17 protein-coding genes are annotated in these 19,668 nt (G+C 54.5%); all 17 read right to left on the bottom strand.

Annotated elements, in window-relative coordinates; all coding sequences use genetic code 11:
* Positions 1–130: 130 nt before the first annotated feature.
* Entirely contained in the window at positions 131–1,810 is a 1,680-nt protein-coding gene (locus ACFFSY_RS27780) for a ribonuclease J (protein WP_377500290.1), read from the bottom strand.
* Between the two features lie 478 nt (positions 1,811–2,288).
* Positions 2,289–3,152, bottom strand: a complete 864-nt coding sequence (gene dapA / locus ACFFSY_RS27775) for a 4-hydroxy-tetrahydrodipicolinate synthase (protein WP_377500288.1) — start codon at positions 3,150–3,152, stop codon at positions 2,289–2,291.
* A gap of 101 nt (positions 3,153–3,253) precedes the next feature.
* Positions 3,254–4,468 carry an aspartate kinase gene (gene dapG, locus ACFFSY_RS27770; protein WP_377500286.1) on the bottom strand — a complete coding sequence of 405 codons (1,215 nt, stop codon included), beginning with the start codon at positions 4,466–4,468 and terminating at the stop codon, positions 3,254–3,256.
* A gap of 494 nt (positions 4,469–4,962) precedes the next feature.
* Positions 4,963–5,556 carry a dipicolinate synthase subunit B gene (locus tag ACFFSY_RS27765; RefSeq protein WP_377500284.1) on the bottom strand — a complete coding sequence of 198 codons (594 nt, stop codon included), beginning with the start codon at positions 5,554–5,556 and terminating at the stop codon, positions 4,963–4,965.
* A complete protein-coding gene (dpsA, locus tag ACFFSY_RS27760) occupies positions 5,553–6,452 on the bottom strand; it encodes a dipicolinate synthase subunit DpsA (protein ID WP_377500282.1) in 900 nt (299 codons plus the stop codon). Before dpsA ends, ACFFSY_RS27765 begins: the two co-directional genes overlap by 4 nt.
* 525 nt (positions 6,453–6,977) lie before the next feature.
* Entirely contained in the window at positions 6,978–7,421 is a 444-nt protein-coding gene (gene dut / locus ACFFSY_RS27755) for a dUTP diphosphatase (RefSeq protein ID WP_377500280.1), read from the bottom strand.
* On the bottom strand, positions 7,414–8,667 hold the full coding sequence (locus tag ACFFSY_RS27750; RefSeq protein ID WP_377500278.1) for a M16 family metallopeptidase: 1,254 nt from the start codon (positions 8,665–8,667) through the stop codon (positions 7,414–7,416). The genes dut and ACFFSY_RS27750 overlap by 8 nt, the downstream gene beginning before the upstream one ends.
* Before the next feature lie 93 nt (positions 8,668–8,760).
* Positions 8,761–9,756 carry a polysaccharide deacetylase family protein gene (locus ACFFSY_RS27745; RefSeq protein WP_377500276.1) on the bottom strand — a complete coding sequence of 332 codons (996 nt, stop codon included), beginning with the start codon at positions 9,754–9,756 and terminating at the stop codon, positions 8,761–8,763.
* A 141-nt stretch (positions 9,757–9,897) separates the two neighbouring features.
* Complete coding sequence (gene pnp / locus ACFFSY_RS27740; RefSeq protein ID WP_377500274.1) at positions 9,898–12,006, bottom strand: polyribonucleotide nucleotidyltransferase; 2,109 nt, start codon at positions 12,004–12,006, stop codon at positions 9,898–9,900.
* 285 nt (positions 12,007–12,291) lie between these two features.
* A complete protein-coding gene (gene rpsO / locus ACFFSY_RS27735) occupies positions 12,292–12,561 on the bottom strand; it encodes a 30S ribosomal protein S15 (protein ID WP_090574209.1) in 270 nt (89 codons plus the stop codon).
* Positions 12,562–12,731: 170 nt separating this feature from the next.
* Positions 12,732–13,682, bottom strand: a complete 951-nt coding sequence (locus ACFFSY_RS27730) for a bifunctional riboflavin kinase/FAD synthetase (RefSeq protein WP_377500272.1) — start codon at positions 13,680–13,682, stop codon at positions 12,732–12,734.
* Positions 13,683–13,754: 72 nt separating this feature from the next.
* Positions 13,755–14,675, bottom strand: a complete 921-nt coding sequence (gene truB, locus ACFFSY_RS27725) for a tRNA pseudouridine(55) synthase TruB (protein ID WP_377500270.1) — start codon at positions 14,673–14,675, stop codon at positions 13,755–13,757.
* The gene (locus tag ACFFSY_RS27720; protein ID WP_377500268.1) at positions 14,672–15,676 is read right to left on the bottom strand and encodes a DHH family phosphoesterase; all 1,005 of its coding nucleotides are present in this window, start codon (positions 15,674–15,676) and stop codon (positions 14,672–14,674) included. Before ACFFSY_RS27720 ends, truB begins: the two co-directional genes overlap by 4 nt.
* Positions 15,673–16,029: a 30S ribosome-binding factor RbfA gene (gene rbfA / locus ACFFSY_RS27715; protein ID WP_377500266.1), complete on the bottom strand. Its 357-nt coding sequence runs from the start codon at positions 16,027–16,029 to the stop codon at positions 15,673–15,675. The genes ACFFSY_RS27720 and rbfA overlap by 4 nt, the downstream gene beginning before the upstream one ends.
* Positions 16,030–16,036: 7 nt before the next feature.
* The gene (gene infB / locus ACFFSY_RS27710) at positions 16,037–19,009 is read right to left on the bottom strand and encodes a translation initiation factor IF-2 (RefSeq protein ID WP_446686138.1); all 2,973 of its coding nucleotides are present in this window, start codon (positions 19,007–19,009) and stop codon (positions 16,037–16,039) included.
* Positions 19,002–19,331, bottom strand: a complete 330-nt coding sequence (locus ACFFSY_RS27705) for a L7Ae/L30e/S12e/Gadd45 family ribosomal protein (protein WP_377500264.1) — start codon at positions 19,329–19,331, stop codon at positions 19,002–19,004. The genes infB and ACFFSY_RS27705 overlap by 8 nt, the downstream gene beginning before the upstream one ends.
* Positions 19,318–19,629 carry an RNase P modulator RnpM gene (gene rnpM / locus ACFFSY_RS27700; protein ID WP_148928113.1) on the bottom strand — a complete coding sequence of 104 codons (312 nt, stop codon included), beginning with the start codon at positions 19,627–19,629 and terminating at the stop codon, positions 19,318–19,320. The genes ACFFSY_RS27705 and rnpM overlap by 14 nt, the downstream gene beginning before the upstream one ends.
* Positions 19,630–19,668 lie beyond the last annotated feature (39 nt).

Below are 19,668 nucleotides of genomic sequence, written 5' to 3'. Positions count from 1 at the left end.
TGTGGTTCCTCCTGTTTTGTGAACTGTGCATAGTATGGGGTGAGGTACTGGAATTATACAGAGGAGGGAGAAAATAAAAAGGCTCCTTCCCTCTCGCATTAACGCGAAAGAAAAGAAACCTCAATATCTTTTATACTTCCATAATGATTGGCAAAATCATCGGACGACGACGTGTTTGTTCGTAGAGGAAGCGTCCCAACGCATCCTTCACGTTCGTCTTCAGCGAAGCCCATTCGTTGACATTGTCGTTCATCAGCTTATGCAGCGTCGACGTGACGATTCGGTTCGCCTCTTCCAGCAACCCTTCCGATTCGCGCACATAGACGAAACCGCGGGAGATGATGTCCGGACCGGACAGAATCGCGCCATCCTGCTTGCTCAGCGTGACGACCACAACAAGAATACCGTCCTGCGACAACAGCTTGCGATCACGGAGGACAATATTGCCGACGTCGCCAACGCCAAGCCCATCGATCAACACATTGCCAGCCGGCACTTTATTGCCTTTACGTGCGTTGCCGCCTTGGAACTCGACCGTATCGCCATTATCGACGAGGAAAATGTTCTCCTTCTCGATGCCGACGGACTCGCCGAGCAGCGCGTGCGAACGAAGCATACGGAATTCGCCGTGGATCGGGATGAAAAATTTCGGGCGGATCAAGTTAATCATGAGCTTCAGCTCTTCTTGGCTGCCGTGACCGGAAACGTGTACGCCGGAGATGGAGCCAGGACCGTAAATCACGTTCGCGCCAAGACGCATAAGCTCGTCCACCGTCCGGCCTACATAGCGCTCGTTGCCTGGAATTGGCGTTGCCGCGATAATAACTGTATCACCTGGCAAAATGTCGATTTTGCGATGCGTATTGCGAGCCATGCGAGTCAATGCGGACATCGGCTCACCTTGGCTTCCGGTCGACAGTACGACAACGCGGTCCGCTGCCATTTTGTTTACTTCTTCCGGTTCAATGATCATGCCTTCCGGAATATCCAAATAACCGAGTTCGGAAGCGATCGTAACGACGTTCACCATGCTGCGACCAACGACGGCGATCTTCCGGCGGGTTGCCATTGCCGCGTTGATGACCTGCTGGATCCGGTGTACGTTGGATGCGAATGTCGCAACGACAACGCGCTGCGGCGATTTGCGGAAGATGTCCTCGAGCTCGGGACCGATCATGCTCTCCGAAGGCGTGAAGCCCGGACGCTCCGCGTTCGTGCTGTCCGACAGGAGCGCCAGAACGCCGCGTTTGCCGATATCGGCGATCCGCTGCAAGTCTGCGTATTGATTATTGACCGGCGTATGGTCGAATTTGAAGTCACCTGTATGTACGACCGTCCCCTCCGGCGTGTCCAAGCAGACACCGACCGAATCCGGAATACTATGGTTCGTCTTGAAGAAGGACGCCTTAATCGAGCCCAACTGCAGCTCGGATTCCGAGTTAATGAGAATGCGCTTCGTCTCGCCGAGCAAGCCCGCTTCTTTCAATTTGCCTTCGATCAGGCCGAGAGTAAGCTTGGTGCCGTATACCGGCACGTTCAGGTGTTTCAGCACGTATGGCAAACCGCCAATATGGTCTTCGTGGCCGTGCGTGATAAGAATGCCGCGTACTTTGTCCCGGTTCTCCGTCAAATACGTAATGTCCGGAATGACAATGTCGATACCGAGCATGTCCTCTTCCGGGAACTTCAATCCCGCGTCTACCACGACGATATCGTTCGCATATTGAACGACATACATGTTCTTACCGATTTCACCTACACCGCCCAATGCGAAAATGAGCAGTTTATCCTGGTTGTTTTTCTTCGACAAGTGGATCTGTACCTCCTATGAAAATTGCATAAATGTAATCCCCTACTATTCGTCCAATGCGAAAAAACGGGGTCGTATCTCTCATTCGGGTCATGATGGACGCCGCTCAAACCTTAATCGAATTGCTAAAATTTGCCGCACATCGTCACTTGAGAACATTATACATGATTGAAATTAAGAAACACAAGTAAACGTATTCTTCAAGGTGAAACGTTTGGCGCCTTCCTTTAACAGCGCTATGCGGTTCATTCGGGAGAAATACAAGGTGATTTATAGGCGTGAAACTTATAAATTCTTGTATTTCAAGGTGAAACGTTTGGCGCCGCCCTTTCACGTCGACGTACGTTATATTCCGGAGAAATACAAGATGATTTATAGACGAAAAATTTATAAATTCTTGTATTTCTCGCAACAAACGACAAGACCGATGCAGGTGCACCGGTCCCGTCGCGGTTCTCTCTCCAATTGTGGACGTTGGCTACGGCAACAGCTTGCGCAGAGTGTCGACTTCCGCCTCGTTCGCCGCCACGAGCGGCAAACGTACCCCGCCGACCGGCTGGCCGACCAATCCGAGCGCGGCTTTCACCAGCACCGGATTCGGCAGCTCGAACAATCCTTTGAAGACCGGGAAACATTCGGTATGCAGCGCAGCCGCTTCTTGTACCCGGCCGTCCAAATAAGCTTCGATCATTGCCTTCATGCGGTCGCCGATTACATGGCTCGCCACGCTCACGATCCCATGTCCGCCAATCGCCAGAACAGGCAGCGTAACGCTGTCGTCTCCGCTATAGACCAGGAACCCATCCGGCGCGCCTGCGATGATTTGGGAAACCTGTTCGAGCGACGCGCACTCCTTGGTCGCCACGATATTCTCGATTTGCGCCAAGCGAAGCGTCGTCTCGGCTGTCATGCTCGCTACCGTGCGGGACGGTACATTGTAAAGCACGACGGGCAGCTTCGTCGATTCGGCGATCGCTTTGAAATGGTGATAGATGCCTTCCTGCGTCGGGCGATTGTAGTACGGTACGACGAGCAGAACGCCGTCAACGCCGGCTTGTTCCGCGATACGGGTCAAATGAATCGAATGCGCCGTATCGTTGCTACCCGTCCCCGCGATGACGCGAGCCCGTCCTGCAGCACGCTCCACGACAAAGCGGAAAAGCGCTTCCTTTTCGCCGTCCGTAAGCGTCGGGGACTCGCCCGTCGTGCCAGAGACGACCAGACTGTCGCTTTTTTGCGCGTCGATCAAGTAATCAACCAGACGACCCGCTGCCTCCCAATCGATCTCTCCGTTCCCGTTGAACGGGGTTACCATTGCCGTAATTAATCTTCCGAATTGCATGCGGTCTCCTCCTAGATCCTACAGCCGACTCCTACCTGTGCGGCCCTGGCATGAACCTTGCAAATTATCCGACCGCCGCATCGCGGCGTTCGGTCAATCATCTATTCGTGAAGAGCGAACTTAGCATGCAAGGCGCGCAGCGCTCCAGCCATATCCGACTCTCTTACGAGTACCCAAATAGTCGTGTTGGAATCAGCCGATTGCAGAATCGGAATTCCTTGCTCTGTTAATGCTTCTACGATTCGAGCCATAATCCCCGGCACACCGTTCATGCCTCCGCCAATTACGGACACTTTGGCACAACCTCTTACCGCGATCGGCGAGAAGCCGCCCGATTCCAAGATTGTCACCGCCCGCTCCGCATCCTCGTCGAATACTGTATATACCGCGCCGCTTGGCGTCACGTTAATAAAGTCGACGCTGATTTGATGTTTGGCCATCGCTTGGAACACATGTAGCTGTACATCGGCTGGCCCTTCCGTCGCATGAACCGTGATCTGCGTCACGCCGCTAACATGGGCGACGCCCGTTACATGCCGGTCTTTGACCAAAGCCGCTTGCCGAGCGTCGTTAATATCGGTTACGAGCGTACCTTCGTCTTCTGAGAAGGTCGAGCGAACACGCAGCGGCACTCGCGCCTGCTGGGCGATCTCGACCGCTCGAGGATGAATGACTTTGGCGCCTAGGCGGGCCATGTTGCAAATCTCCGCGTAACCGACGACAGTCAGCGGACGAGCATCTTCGACTATTCGCGGATCGGCTGTCAAGATACCGTTGACATCGGTGTAAATATCCACGCGCTCCACCTGAAGCGCCGCGCCGAGCGCCGTTGCCGATGTATCGCTTCCGCCCCGACCAAGCGTTGTCAAATCCCCATCTTCGGTCACGCCCTGAAACCCGGTGACGACGACCACCTTGCCCTCACTCAAATGCCGTTCAATCTTCTCCGTCCGTATCTCTAGAATACGGGCACGACCGTACTGATTGTCCGTGATAATACCTGCGCCGCCGCCTGTAAGAGCGACAGCAGGGATTGAACGGCTCTGTAGTAAACTACACAAAGTGGCCGCGGAAATAATCTCTCCGCAGCCAAGCAGCAAGTCTCTCTCCCGCGATGGCAGCGAATCGCCATTATCGCGCATGAAACCGAGCAGCGTATCGGTTGCGTAAGGTTCGCCTTTGCGCCCCATCGCCGACACGACTACGACCAGCCCATACTGCTGATTGCGTTCGCGCTCGATATGCTTGATGACAAGCTCGCGCGCTTCCGGCGTGGACAATGAAGTGCCGCCGAACTTCTGAACTAAGATGGGCATGTTCAAACCTCCGTATCGACCGAAAGACGAATGTCAGACCGTCGCGAAAGGCAACCTGCTGTAATTAGCAAGTTCTTATTAGCTTGCGATGTTCCGGTGATTTGCATAGCGATCCAGGCCCGCGCCTATAGTCAAATCCACCGAACGATTCACATGTTAAAGCCGCGCTGCGGCTCGAGGGCCGCAGGCGCAAATGACCGGCAATTCCAGCCGGTTCCCCTTCTGCTTCGGCGGCCGAGCAGACTCTTGATCCTGCTCGCCGTTCGTCAACGAGAACCCCATTAGGAGCAATGGACAGCAGTGTCTTCACGTCTTCTAGGTCGTTATTGTTATGTTGTGCTGCGTAGACAGATTCCGATTGTCCATAGACAACAGCTATACGTGCGCATCTCCATAAAAGTCGAAGGGCCAAACGTCATCTCCACTAGGAGATCGACGCCGCCCTATGCGAAATTATAAAGATAAATAAAATTCGGAATACTTCGATTATAAAATTAAATATGATACCGCTCCAACAGCAGAGGCTGCAGCTGTTTGCCTTGAAGCGCCGCTTCGCATGTTTCCGGAACTAAGTCCATGTTGGCCACGAGCGAATTCGGCTTCTGAACCCAATTGTCCTGCCCGTATGGAACGAAATAAACATTCTTCGTTACGAGCAGCTTTGCGATATTCGCCGCATTAAGCCCCAATCCGTCGTTCGTCGAGATCGCGATTACTAGCGGACGCTGGTTACGCATTTGCGACTTTGCAGCCATAAGTACCGGACTATCCGTCATCGCATTCGCCAATTTGCTTGTTGTATTGCCTGTGCAAGGCGCGATAACAAGCACGTCGAGCAGTTTGGAAGGTCCGAGCGGCTCGGCTTGCACGATCGACGTGATCAACTCATTGCCCGTGATCGATCTCAACTGCTCCTGCCAGCTGGCGGATGTGCCGAATCGCGTATCCGTCGTCAAGAACGAATGCGATACGATCGGGACGACATTCGCCCCTTCGTCGACAAACCGCTTAATAACCGGCATGACCTCTTCAAACGTACAATGAGATCCCGTCAGGGCATAGCCTACCGTTTTTCCTTGCCATTTCATTGCGCATTCCCCCGCTTACTGGTCTCTTCCATGATTAGCCGACTGAGCACTTCCGCAATGATTCGTCCAGCGGTTTTGGGAGCGACGATACCAGGAAGACCGGGGGCGAGCAACGCTTTAATACCCCGCTTCTCGGCAAAACGGAAATCGGTTCCGCCTGGCTTGGAAGCAAGGTCAATAATGACCGCTCGCGATGGCAAATTTGCGATAATTTGCGCTGTGACTATCATAGTCGGAATTGTATTAAAAAGCAAGTCAATATTCCCCACCTGGGGGAGTAGATCCTTCAGGTAGAATGGCTCAAAACCCATCTCGTACGCCCTTGCAAAATGCTCTTCTTTCCGGATGCCTACCTTCACTTTCGCCCCTAAACCCTGCAGCGTTCTCGCAAGCGTAAGACCAGTTCGGCCGATGCCGAGCACCATGCAGGAAGAACCATGGATTGTAATATCCGTGTTCTGAATCGCCATCATTAGGGCGCCTTCCGCCGTCGGAATCGAATTGTAAATCGCGACATCGTCACGGTCGAACAGTTCTACCAGGGCGATATTGTGCTTGCCGCACAGCTCGCGCAAATAAGGCTTCGCCATCCCTGCATAAACCGTGCAATGCTTCGGCAGCTTCGACACTTCTTCGCTTGTCAAGATCAGCTCCTGATCGCTGAATACCGTCATGACCCGTCCGTCATCATCCGTGCCAACGGCTGGTAGTATAAGCGCATCAGCCGCTTGGAATAGTTCCGGGCTAAATTCGGCTTGAATGGCTCCGTCAAGAGGAGTACGCAATTGGTCAAAGCCGGCAACCGTTACGGAAGCGTCCAGCTCCGTCAGCTTCCGAATCACTTCAAGCTGGCGGGCGTCTCCTCCGAGCAGCACGACTTGAACCCCTGTCAGCATTCAGAAATCACTCCTTTCCCCGTGGCTTGCAGCATCCGAACGTCGGTTTGCCGCATCGCCATTAGCGCACTTGGCTATAGACCATCTTATGCAGGAGTGTAGAATGGGTGCGCGCCCGGGGGAGGTTCGATTTCCCGCAACTAAGGCGAAGCGCCCCGCAGTTAAAAGAAAAGCGGTCGTCCCAAAAGGGTTAAGTACTTGTCTTCTAACTCCGAGGACCCCCTAATTGCACAAAAAATAGCGCTACAAGGGACTTATCCCTGTAGCGCCATTTGCCGTTTGCGATCCACCGCGGCTTTCTTGAGAAGGTTGTGTCCTTTGGTTTTGCTTCGAGTCGATGTTCGAGCTGCTGCACCGCCTGTTCCAGCTTCTCGTTCTTCATGACTGCTGTACCGCGCAGTGGATGCGGTAACCCATCCCTTGTAATTAAAAACGGAGGTGTTCCCGACGTCATCTTTTTGATGACTTTTGGGACACCCCCTTCTTTTCCCACTATTGTCGTGGTCGACATCTCGCTTGAACCGGCTATACGCCCGTGTGGCCGAAACCACCTGCACCGCGCACCGAATCCGGAAGTTCGTCAGCTTCCTGAATCGTGACCACCGGCACGACTTGGAATACCATCTGTGCGATCCGTTCGCCGCGTTCGATCGTGAATGGCTCCTGGCCAAGATTGACGAGCAGCACTTTCACCTCGCCGCGATAATCCGCGTCGATCGTCCCCGGCGTGTTCAAACAGGTGATACCGTGTTTATATGCCAGCCCGCTTCTTGGTCGAATTTGCGCTTCCAGCTCGCCGGGCATCGCCATCGCGAAGCCAGTCGGGATAAGCTTGCGCTCGCCAGGCGAAAGCGTCACGGGCTCGCTGACGGCAGCTCTCAGATCGAAGCCGGCCGCAAGCTCGGACATTTTGCTCGGTAATTCGAGCTCTTCGTTACCGGGAAGCCGTTTGAACAATACGTTATACAAGGCAATCCCTCCCGATCGAAGCCGCCGCTTTATCGTTGCTGCCCACCATGGCCACCGCGAATGGGACGGCTAGCAACCGTTTCGTCACGTCGCGAATATCGTCCATGCTTACCGCATCAATGCGGGCAAGCAGTTCGTCCAAGGTATAATGCCGCCCAATCATCAGCTCGTTCTTGCCCAGCCGGTTCATCCGGCTGCTCGTGCTCTCGAGACTGAGAATGAGGCTGCCTTTAAGCTGTTCTTTGCCGCGATGCAGTTCCGCGTCGGTCAACCCTTTCGCCGAAAGTTCCTGCATCATCTCGATCGTCAGGTCGAGCACTTCCTTCGTCTGCTTAGGCGCGGTGCCAGCATAAACGGTGAACAAGCCGCTGTCCGCATACGAGGTATGATAGGAATAGACGGAATACGCAAGCCCCCGCTTCTCACGGATCTCCTGGAATAACCGTGAGCTCATGCCGCCGCCCACCGCGTTATTCAGCAGTATCATCGCGTATAGCTGCGAATCGGCGATCGATAAGCCCGGGAACGTCATGCAAATATGATTCTGCTCCGTCTTCTTCTTATGGAAGAGATACGTTCCCTCGAATGCCGGCGCCGTAATCGGGCTTTCGGTCCCACGGTTGGCGAACGCGCCGAAATGGCGTTCCAGTAATTCGATTAACGCTTCCTTCTCCACGTTGCCGGCCACCGCGATAACCGTGTTGTCGATCCGGTAATTACTCTTCATATAATTACGAAGCGTATCGCTCGTCATTGCCGTCAACCGCTCTTCCAGACCGAGAATGGAATAGGCTAGCGGATGGTCGCCGTACGATGCACGCGATGCCTCGTCGTGGACCTTGTCATCCGGGGTGTCCTCGTACATGGCGATTTCTTCAAGAATCACGTTCTTCTCTTTCGCTAATTCGCCGTCATCGAACTGTGAATTGAAAAACATATCCGATAGCGCGTCGACGGCGAGCGGAAGATGCTGGTCCAGCACTTTCGCGAAATAACAGGTATACTCTTTGGCCGTGAACGCGTTCACGTTGCCGCCGATGCCGTCGAACAAGTCGGCAATGTCTTTGGCGGTTCGTTTCTCCGTGCCTTTAAACAGCATATGTTCGATAAAATGCGAAATTCCGTTATTCTCCGGCGTTTCGTTGCGCGAACCGGTCTTCACCCAAATTCCGAACGACACCGAGCGGCAGGTAGGGATATACTCCACGACAACCCGCAGTCCATTGCTAAGCGTGTATGTATTCAAGGCTATTCCTCCTCGAGCATCCTCTCTATAGGAAGAGAACACTCATCATCATGAGCATGATCCTTAAAAATCAATGATATCACTATAACAAAATTAAGGCGCGGTCACAACTTGCGGCACCCGGGCAGAGGATAGCGTATCGGAGACAGTGCCAAGCGCATATCCTTTCGCTTTGATCGCTTTAATCATGCCTGGCAGCGCCCCGCTCGCTGAATCGGTAGGGTGCATCAGAATAAGCGATCCTGGTTCGATCCGGCTGCTAATTTTGGCGATGATTGAGCTCGGCGACGGGTGCTGCCAATCAACCGTATCGAGTGTCCATAGTACGGTTTGCAGCCCTTGACCATATGCCACGTCGACGGTCGTCTGGTTATAGTCGCCAGATGGCGGAGCAAACCAGCGGTTCTGGACGCCGAGTGTGGATCTCAACAGCGCTTCTGTTCGCGTAATTTGAGACAACTGAGCCGTTCTAGACAGTTTGCTCATGCTCGGATGCGAATAAGCATGGTTGGAAAGCTCGTGGCCTTCCGCTTTAATTTGTTTCGCCAACTCCGGATTATTCTTCAGCCACGTACCATCGAGGAAAAAGGTCGCCTTGACGTTCTCTTCCCGAAGCGTCTTCAGGATCGGGTCTAAATACGCGTTGCCCCATGCGACATTGATCATGAACGATGCCATCTTCTTGTTCGGATTGCCGCGATAGATGGGGACTGCCCCCAAATCATCGAGCCCGACGGCCGGCGGAATTTCCTTATACACGTAATCGTCCGGCGTACTCAGGGGCGCGTGTTTCATCCGCTCCAGCGTCCGATCCACGTCAAGCTCGAGTCCGTTATACCCGGGAATCGCCTTCCAAACGCGATCGATTCGCGCATCGACCGGCGCAACGCGCGTTTTGGCCGCTTCTTCTTCAATCGTCTTGCGGAGCGCTCGCTCATCCGGTGACATGGCCAGGTTCGCGAACGCCTCTCGCGCTCCGATCCCCTGCTTTACGCCTTGTATATAAGCCGACCAGTCCCCGTTCCACTGAACGGCGAGCAGCAGCGTGCCCATCATCATCGCCATCGCGATTGTCTTCCCCAGCTTCATGACGTTTGTCCCACCTTTCTCCTTCATCCTATTACGGCTTGGACCGAAATATGAGCGGCGGGGGTTCTTCGCGCAACAAAAAAAGAGACAGACAGGATCTGACTCTTTCTTCTACGATACTTATAGTAGAGCGGCGTCGTCCTAAGACTGCGCCTGCTCTGGTTGTTGCGCCACCAGCAAAACTTTACGGGACAGGTTCACGCGACCTTGGTTGTCGATCTCTGTTACCTTGACGGTAATTTGATCGCCGATTTTCACTGCGTCTTCTACTTTTGCTACACGTTCAGTCGACAGCTGCGAGATGTGAACCAGACCGTCTTTACCAGGCAAAATCTCCACGAACGCGCCGAATTTCTCGATACGCTTAACGGTGCCCAGGTAAATCTCGCCGACGATCACCTCGCGGACGATGCCTTCGATGATCTGCTTCGCGCGCTCGTTCGCCGCTTGGTTGGACGAAGCGATGAACACTTTGCCATCCTGCTCGATATCGATTTTGACGCCAGTCTCTTCGATAATCTTGTTGATAACTTTGCCGCCTGCGCCAATGACATCGCGGATTTTGTCCGGGTTGATGTTCATAATGACGATCTTCGGCGCATATTGGGACAGCTCCGTACGAGGTTGCTGCATGACTTCGTTCATCTTGCCCAAGATGTGCATGCGGCCTACACGCGCTTGCTCCAAGGCTTGCGTCAAAATCGCACGATCGATGCCATCGATTTTGATGTCCATTTGGATCGCGGTAACACCTTCCGGCGTTCCGGCTACTTTAAAGTCCATATCGCCCAAGTGATCTTCCATGCCTTGGATGTCGGTCAGAATGGAGAAATGTTCCCCGCTCTTGATCAGACCCATGGCCACACCGGCAACCGGCGCCTTAATCGGTACGCCTGCGTCCATCATTGCAAGCGTGCTCGCGCAAATGCTTGCCTGGCTCGTCGAGCCGTTGGACTCAAGCACTTCGGACACAAGACGAATCGTGTACGGGAATTCGGATTCCGGCGGAATGACTTTGGAAAGCGCGCGCTCGCCCAGTGCGCCATGTCCGATCTCGCGACGGCCCGGAGGACGGAGCGGTCTTGCTTCGCCTACGCTGAATGGCGGGAAGTTGTAATGATGCATGAAGCGCTTGGTCTCTTCCAGGTCAATGCCGTCGAGAATTTGCACATCACCTAGTGCGCCGAGCGTGCAAATGCTGAGCGCTTGCGTCTGGCCACGCGTGAACAAACCCGAACCGTGCGTACGCGGCAGAAGCGCAACATCGCATTCGATCGGGCGAATCTCGTCAAGCGCGCGTCCATCCGGACGAACCTTATCGTGCGTAATCAGTCTGCGCACTTCTTCTTTGACGATATCGTACAGCACTTCCTTCACATCGCCAAGCAGTTCCGGGGTCTCTACATATTCAACTTCGAAGTGCGCGATCGTCTCGGCGTTCACCGCATCGATCGCGTCTTGGCGCGCGTGTTTCTCGTGAATGCGAACGGCTTGTACAAGACGTTCCGCAGCGAAAGCACGCACTTGCTCGTTCACGGTGCCGTTCACTTCATGAAGTTTAACTTCCATCTTCGGCTTGCCGGCAACGGCTACGAGCTCTTCGATCTTCGCGACGATGTTGCGGATTTCTTCATGGCCGAACATGATCGCCTCAAGCATAACGCTTTCCGGCACTTCGTTCGCTTCCGCTTCCACCATCATGATTGCGTCTTTCGTTCCTGCTACCACGACGTAAATGTCGGTCTTCGCTTCCTGCTCGACCGTTGGGTTAATAATAAACTTACCGTCAATTCGTCCGACGATGACGCCACCGATCGGTCCGTTGAATGGAACGTCTGAGATGGATAACGCAGCCGATGTACCGATCATCGCCGCGATTTCCGGCGGGCAGTCTTGGTCGACGCTCATGACGATATCCGCGATTTGCACTTCGTTCCGGAAGCCTTCCGGGAAGAGCGGACGAATCGGACGGTCGGTCAGACGGCTAGCCAGAATGGCTTTCTCGCTCGGACGGCCTTCGCGTTTAATGAATCCGCCTGGAATTTTGCCTACCGCGTACAGTCTTTCCTCATAGTTCACTGTAAGCGGGAAAAAGTCCAGGTTCTTCGGTTCATTCGACGCCGTTACCGTACAGAGGATAACCGTCTCTCCGTAACGAACCGTTACTGCAGCATTCGCCTGCTTCGCCAGTCGTCCTGTCTCCAAAATAAGTGGACGTCCGCCTAGCGACATTTCTACACGCTGTACCATAAAATCCCTCCTTGCCGCACCGGGCTGATCGCCTATGGCTGCAGCTCTATCAGTTTGAAACGTTGATATAAGAAAAGCTCCCGCGATGACTTGGAGCTTATCAATTAGGATCGATCCGTCCGACATGAAGCGGATCGGCGATAACCCCATTATGTAGCTTTTCATCCGAAGCGGCTAAGCATACTACACTGCTGCTCTCGGATAGGTCCTTTACGTTACAAAAAGCAACCCGGTGAGGCCATCCTTACGGATGGCCTAACAACCAGGTTGCTTTTTCCCCGCATGTTATCGGCGAAGACCGAGTTTTTCGATCAGTGCGCTGTAACGTTTAACATCTTTGTTTTTCAGGTAAGCCAGCAGTTTACGGCGCTGACCAACCATCTTAAGCAGACCGCGGCGCGAGTGGTGATCTTTCTTGTGCGTCCGAAGATGATCTGTCAAGTTAACAATGTTTTGCGTCAGGATAGCGATTTGAACTTCCGGGGAACCGGTATCGTTCGCATGTGTTTTGTGCTCGTCGATCAGTTGATGCTTGCGTTCTTGCGTAAGTGCCATCCTTGTTCACCTCCTTGTATCATAATCGCCATTCGCCTCGCCGATCGTCCCGGTGAAAGCACGATGGCCAAGCAAAGGTTCAGTGCGCAGCGTTTGGAAAAATCCGCTTCAACTACGCAACGTTAAAGAGTATATCACAACCGTCACCGAAATGTAAATGGAGGCCGCTCTTAAATCGATGAGAGAATCGAGCGGGCTTCTTCCGCGTCCGCATTGATTTGCGCAATGAGCGCTTCGATCGATTCGAATTTGCGCTCCGAACGCAAGAACGCGATAAATCGCAGGGCTACCGTCTTGCCGTATAAGCTTTCATTAAAATCGAATAAATGCGCTTCGAATACCGGCTCGGGCAAATGATCGTGAAAGGTCGGCTTCACGCCAATGTTGAGGACCGCGTCATAAAGCTTGCCGTCCACCTCGACCTGGATCGCGTACACGCCGGTCTTCGGCACCACGTAAGCGCCTCCTGGCTGGACGTTCGCCGTCGGGTAACCAATCGTCCTTCCACGTCCTTCTCCCTGCACAACCGTGCCGCGGACCGCGTAAGGCGCCCCAATCAGCTCCGCCGCCACCTGAGGCTTGCCTTCGGCCAGCATGGCCCGTATCCGCGTGCTGCTTACCTTCTCACCATCCAGCAGGTAGGGCTCGACTACGCTCACGTTGATCGCTTCTGGCTCGCAAAGCTCGCGCAGGACCGACGCATTGCCCGCTCCTTTGGCGCCGAACGCAAAATCAAAGCCCACGACGACGCGCCGAACATGGAGCGGGAGCAAAATATCGTGAACGAACATGCCCGGCGTAACCGCCGCGAACGCCAGGTCAAATTGAACGACATACACGATATCGACGCCAAGACGCTCGAAGCAATTCAGCTTATCATCAAGCGGCGTAAGCGCCGTTGCGTATGGTCCGGCATTCTGTCCAAGCACTTCCTTCGGATGCGGGTGAAACGTCATGACGGCTGCTTTCACACCGCTATCGCGGGCCGCTTCGACCGCTGTGCGAATGACGTTCTGATGACCGCGATGTACGCCGTCGAAATGACCGATCGCGATCGTTGTCGGTTCAGCGGCTTCCAGCTCGCCGGCTGCTAGCGGATAATGCAACGAAATGATTTTCAAGAGCTACACCTGCTTTACGTTCTTCGTCAAAATGATCGCGAACCGCCATGCGATGCATGTGCGGCCGCTATTTTATACGGGCGTAAATACTTTAATCGGCTTCAGCGACTCGCTATCCGCATCGGGTTCGTAAACGCCTAGGAAGGTCCCTTCGTGTCCGTAAAGACGAATGAGCGGCGACTCCAAGAGCTCGGCTTCCGCGATTCGAACATACTTAAATGCGATTCGTTTCCCTTGCAGGGCATTGCGCGCCGTTATCTCGCCCACGTCGCCTCGTGGCATATAATCGAGCGGCACATCCGCGGAGATGATCTTCTCTGCTAAGCCGCCGCTTGCCTGAAGTTCTCGGAGCTGCTCCATCGTCACGCAATCCGCCTGAGTCAAGCCGCCGGACATCGTGCGCACGAGTTCCTTCATCGTCGCCGGCACACCGAGCAGCCGGCCGATGTCCACGCACAAGGTCCGAATGTATGTACCTTTGGAGCAAACAACCGCGAATCGAATCTCGGGATAGGTCTGTTCCAAGTCCGCGCTTATGAGGTCGATCTCATGAATCGTTACTCGCCTGGACTTGCGTTCAACGACCTTCCCTTCCCGGGCAAGCTCGTACAAACGTTTCCCATCGACGCGAACAGCCGAGAACATTGGCGGTACTTGTTCGATCTCTCCGACGAATGAAGCCAGTGCATCGCGGATTTGAACCTCCGTTAACTGGATGCCAGGTTGATCTTCAAGCACCGCACCGGTCATATCCTCGGTATCCGTTGCCAGACCGAGTTTGAGCACCGCCTCGTATGCTTTCGGGCGTTCCTGGACATATTCCACCACACGAGTCGCGCGTCCGATGCAAAGCGGCAGTACGCCGGTTACTTGCGGGTCGAGCGTGCCGGTGTGACCGATCCGCTTTATTCTTAATATCCCTCTTGCCTTCGCCACGACGTCGTGGGACGTCCAGCCGGCGGGCTTCCATATTGCCAGAATGCCGTCCGTCATGCCTTTAACGCCTCGCTAACCGCCTGTACGATCTGTTGAACCGCGTCTGTCATCGACATGTCCAAACGGCAGCCTGCAGCCCGCACGTGACCGCCGCCACCGAACGTCTGCGCGATCGCCGAGACGTTCGCCGCTCCCGATGATCGCAGGCTCACTTTCACACAGCCGTCGGCCGCTTCTTTGAACAGCATCCCGACATCAACGCCTTCCACGTTGCGCGCATAGTTGACCAGTCCTTCCAAATCTTCGCTCGTCGCCCCAGTCGCCGCGAGATCGGCGTGGCCCACCGTAATCCAAGCGATCCGGTTATCGGACGAAAAAGTCAGGTTGGCAAGTCCGCGCTGCAACAGCAGCAGCTGGGCTTTCGTCATTTTCTCGAGCAGATGTTCAGCCAGCAGATGACCCGATACGCCAAGCATTAGAATTGCGGATGCAATCTGCATGACGCGCGGAGACGTGCTGGAATAGCGGAAGCCTCCCGTGTCGGTCAACAAGCCCGTATATACGGCGGTCCCCGCTTCCACGTCGAGTGAAATTCCGGCATGCTCGATCAAATCATATAAGATCTCAACCGTTGCCGCCGCGTCTGCCCGAATCAAATTAACGGTGCCAAAATGGTCGTTGGTCGGATGATGATCGATGTTGAGCAATTCGCAGCCTGGCGCGAATCGTTCGGAGATGAGGCCGATGCGTTTGTAATCAGCACAATCCACCGCAATGACCCGATCGAAACGAATCTCTTCGGGTACTTCGTTCATGTTCTGAATATGCGAAGTCCCTTGCAAATATCCCAAACGCAGCGGCACGGCGCTCTCGTTCATCATGACGAATGTTTTGCCCAGCTTGGCTAGCAGCCATGCTGTCACCAACGTAGAGCTGATCGCGTCTCCGTCAGGCTGGACGTGCGACACGATTAGGTAATGTTCGCCTTCCTGCATGAACGCCAATGCCCGGTCCAATTGCCCCGCGTATGCAGGAAATGACGGCATGCCCGCCGTCATTGTCCTTTACCTCCGTCATTCAGTTGGCCGAGCAGCGATTCAATCCGGCTGCCGTACTCGATGCTGCTGTCGAACTTAAAGATCAGCTCCGGCGTATGGCGGAACCGGATCCGCTTGCCGAGTTCGGAACGGATGAAGCCAGTGCTTCGCGAAAGCGCCTTGAGCGTCTCTTCCTTTTGCTCGTCATTGCCGAGCACGCTCAAGTAAACTCTCGCTTGGGACAAGTCCCCCGTCACCTCGACCCCCGTCACGGTAATAAAACCGATCCGGGGATCTTTCAGTTCCGTCTGAATGATGGTGCTGATTTCTTTCTTAATTTGTTCACCGACACGCCCTACGCGAATTTTCGCCATAGGTTAATCACCTCTCAACCTTTTCCATGACGTAGGCTTCGATCGTGTCTCCCTCTTTCAAGTCATTGTAACGGTCGAGCGTAATACCGCACTCGTAGCCTTGCGACACATCCTTCGCATCATCCTTGAAGCGCTTGAGCGTCTCAATTTCGCCTTCGAATACAACGATACCGCCGCGGATCAAACGGGCTTTGGCGTTACGGGAAACTTTGCCCGAAGTAACCATACACCCTGCAATCGTACCGACTTTGCTGACTTTGAAGATGTTCCGAACTTCAGCTTGACCGATAACCACTTCTTTGAAGACCGGATCAAGCATCCCTTTCATCGCATGTTCAATTTCGTCGATCACGTTGTAGATGATGTTGTGCAGACGGATGTCGACTTTCTCCTGCTCCGCCGTCGCCAGCGCTTGCGGTTCTGGACGAACGTTGAAGCCGATAACGATCGCGTTGGAAGCGGAAGCGAGGTTGATATCGGATTCCGTAATCGCGCCTACGCCGCTGTGAATGATTTTGACACGAACGCCTTCAATATCGATCTTAGCCAGGGAGCCCTTAAGCGCCTCTGTCGAACCTTGCACGTCGGACTTGATAATGACGAATAGATCTTTAATTTCGCCATCTTTGATATGTTTATACAGGTCGTCGAGCGTGACGCGGGAATTCGCGCCGAGCTCGGTTTGACGATGCTTGATCGCACGACGCTCAGCGATTGCGCGTGCCTTGCGCTCGTCTTCGAAGGCAAGGAACGGATCGCCCGCGAGCGGTACTTCCGTCAGACCGGTAATCTCGACCGGCGTACTTGGACCTGCTTCCTTCAGACGACGGCCCTTGTCGTTAACCATGGCGCGTACGCGGCCGAAGCAGTTGCCGGCTACGAACGCATCGCCAATCTTGAGCGTGCCGTGTTGGACAAGCACGCGCGCCACCGGACCTTTGCCTTTGTCCAGCTCGGCTTCGATGACCGTACCGCGCGCCCGCTTATTCGGGTTCGCCTTGAAGTCGTTCACTTCGGCTACGAGCAGGATCATCTCAAGCAGGTCCTCGAGGCCAATGCGCTGCTTCGCGGAGACGTTGACGAAGATCGTATCGCCGCCCCACTCTTCCGGCACAAGTTCGTACTCGGTCAATGCTTGCTTGATTTTATCCGGATCTGCTTCCGGTTTGTCGATTTTATTCACCGCGACGATGATTGGCACGCCGGCCGCCTTAGCGTGGTTAATCGCCTCGACTGTCTGCGGCATGACGCCGTCATCCGCCGCCACGACGATGATCGTAATATCCGTTACTTGGGCGCCGCGGGCGCGCATGAGCGTGAACGCTTCGTGGCCTGGCGTATCAAGAAACGTAATTTTCTTATGGTTAATTTCGGCTTGGTATGCACCGATATGCTGGGTGATACCGCCAGCTTCGCCTGTCGTTACGCTAGTTTTGCGGATCGCGTCGAGCAGCGTTGTTTTGCCATGGTCAACGTGACCCATAATCGTAACAACTGGCGGACGCGACTCAAGCGTATCCTCTTCATCCTTCTCTTCGAAGGTTTCGAAGGCATCTTCTTCAACAGGAATTTTCACTTCGACTTCAACGCCGTATTCGCCGGCAATCAGCTGAACGGTCTCGATATCCACCTCTTGGTTAATGGTTGCCATTACGCCGAGGAAGATCAACTTCTTAATGACTTCGGAAGCGTCTTTATGGAGCAGCTTCGCCAAGTCGCCGACCGTCATATCACCGCGAACGATAATTTTCTTCGGCGTATTGTCGATTTTCTCCCTGCGCTCCATTTGTTGGCCGCCCTTGCCCCGGCCTTTGCCGCCACGGTTACCGCCTCTGAAGTTGCCCGTGCGATTATCGTCGAATCCGCGGTTGTTGCCGCCGTAATTGTTGCCGCCCGGCTTCGAAGATTTTCTTGCGCCGCCCGCGCCACGATTACCGCCTTGGCCCCCTTGGCCGCCTTGAGTGCGTCCTCCGAAATCGGAACCGCCGCCTGCTGGAGCAGGACGGTCAAACGAACGGCCTTGGCCACCGGCACTGCTCTGACCTTGCGGACGACTGCCTTGGTATCCGCCGCCTTGACCGCCTTGGCCTTGCGGACGACTGCCTTGGTATCCGCCGCCTTGACCGCCTTGACCTTGCGGACGGCTGCCTTGGTATCCGCCACCTTGACCGCCTTGGCCTTGTGGGCGGCTGCCTTGGTATCCGCCGCCTTGACCGCCTTGACCCTGTGGACGGCTGCCTTGGTATCCGCCGCCTTGACCGCCTTGGCCTTGCGGACGGCTGCCTTGGTATCCGCCGCCTTGACCGCCTTGACCTTGCGGACGGCTGCCTTGATATCCGCCGCCTTGGCCTGGACCGCGATTGCCGCCTTGGCCGCCTTGGCCGCCTTGACCTTGTGGACGGCTGCCTTGGTATCCGCCGCCTTGACCTGGACCACGGCTTCCGCCTTGGCCCCCTTGGCCGCGGTTGCCTTGGTAACCGCCTTGACCTTGCTGACCCGGACCGCGGCTTCCGCCTTGGCCCCCTTGACCTTGTGGACGACTGCTTTGCGGACGATTTTGTCCGCCTTGGTTTGGTGTGTTTGAGTTAGTTTTAATGGACGTATTCCCCTGTCGTTCGTAATTCGATTCGGCTTGCGCCGGTTTCGTTTCTTGCACATTCGCGGTCTGCTCTTGCGAGCGCTGCTGCACAGGACGATTCTGCTGGCTTTTGGATTCCTGCTGAGACGGACGAGCGGCGGATGCCACGCTTGCGCCTTCCTGCGCCCGTTTCACTGCCGCATTCTGTTTAATATTTCGGAAGAAGCCTTCGACTTTACTCACCATTTCGTTTTCCATCACGCTCATATGATTATTCACGGGCAGATCAAGACGCTTTAAAATCGTGATGATCTCCTTGCTGCTCATGTTAAGCGATTTGGCATACTCGTAGACGCGCAATTTATCTTTGTCTTTATCCTTGCTGTCTGGCTGTTTAGTCAATACTCTCCACCTCCGAAGATTGGATTAAACTTCGTTCGATGCCCGCAGCAAAACCTCCGTCCGTCACGGCGACCAGAACCCGCTCTGCTTTGCCAATGGCGCGTCCGATCGACTCTCGGTCGAGCGCCTCGATATGCTTTGCGTTATAGGAGGTACATTTGTCGCGATACTTTTTCTTCGTATTCTCGGATGCATCGGCTGCTACGATGACAAGCTTCGCTTTGCCTTGACGAATCGTCTTCAGGACGGTTTCGTCGCCAGTCACCAGCTTACCCGCCCGCATGGCCATCCCAAGAAGAGAAAGCGTCTTATTCATCATCATCCGCCCGATCTTTCGCCGCGATGAACTCATCCTCGACCGCGATAAAATCCTGCTCGAGCTGATCGTATATCTCCGTGCTGACCGGCTGTTTCAATGCACGGTCCAGCGCTTTTGATTTCTTCGCCAGCTTAAAGCAAGACACTTTGCCGCACAAGTAAGCGCCTCTCCCTGCTTTCTTGCCCGTTAAATCAATCAAAACCGCTTCGTCGGGCGTTCGGACAACCCGAATCAGCTCTTTTTTCGCCAGCATTTGCTGGCAAGCTACGCATTTGCGCAGCGGGATTTTTCTTGGTCTCACCGCTACTCCCCCTAACCGATTACTTTGACCCTGTCCGGG

It is taken from the genome of Paenibacillus aurantiacus (genome assembly GCF_042431225.1).
Lineage (GTDB): Bacteria > Bacillota > Bacilli > Paenibacillales > Paenibacillaceae > Paenibacillus_Z > Paenibacillus_Z aurantiacus.
This window is presented reverse-complemented; position numbering and strand designations above follow the sequence as displayed.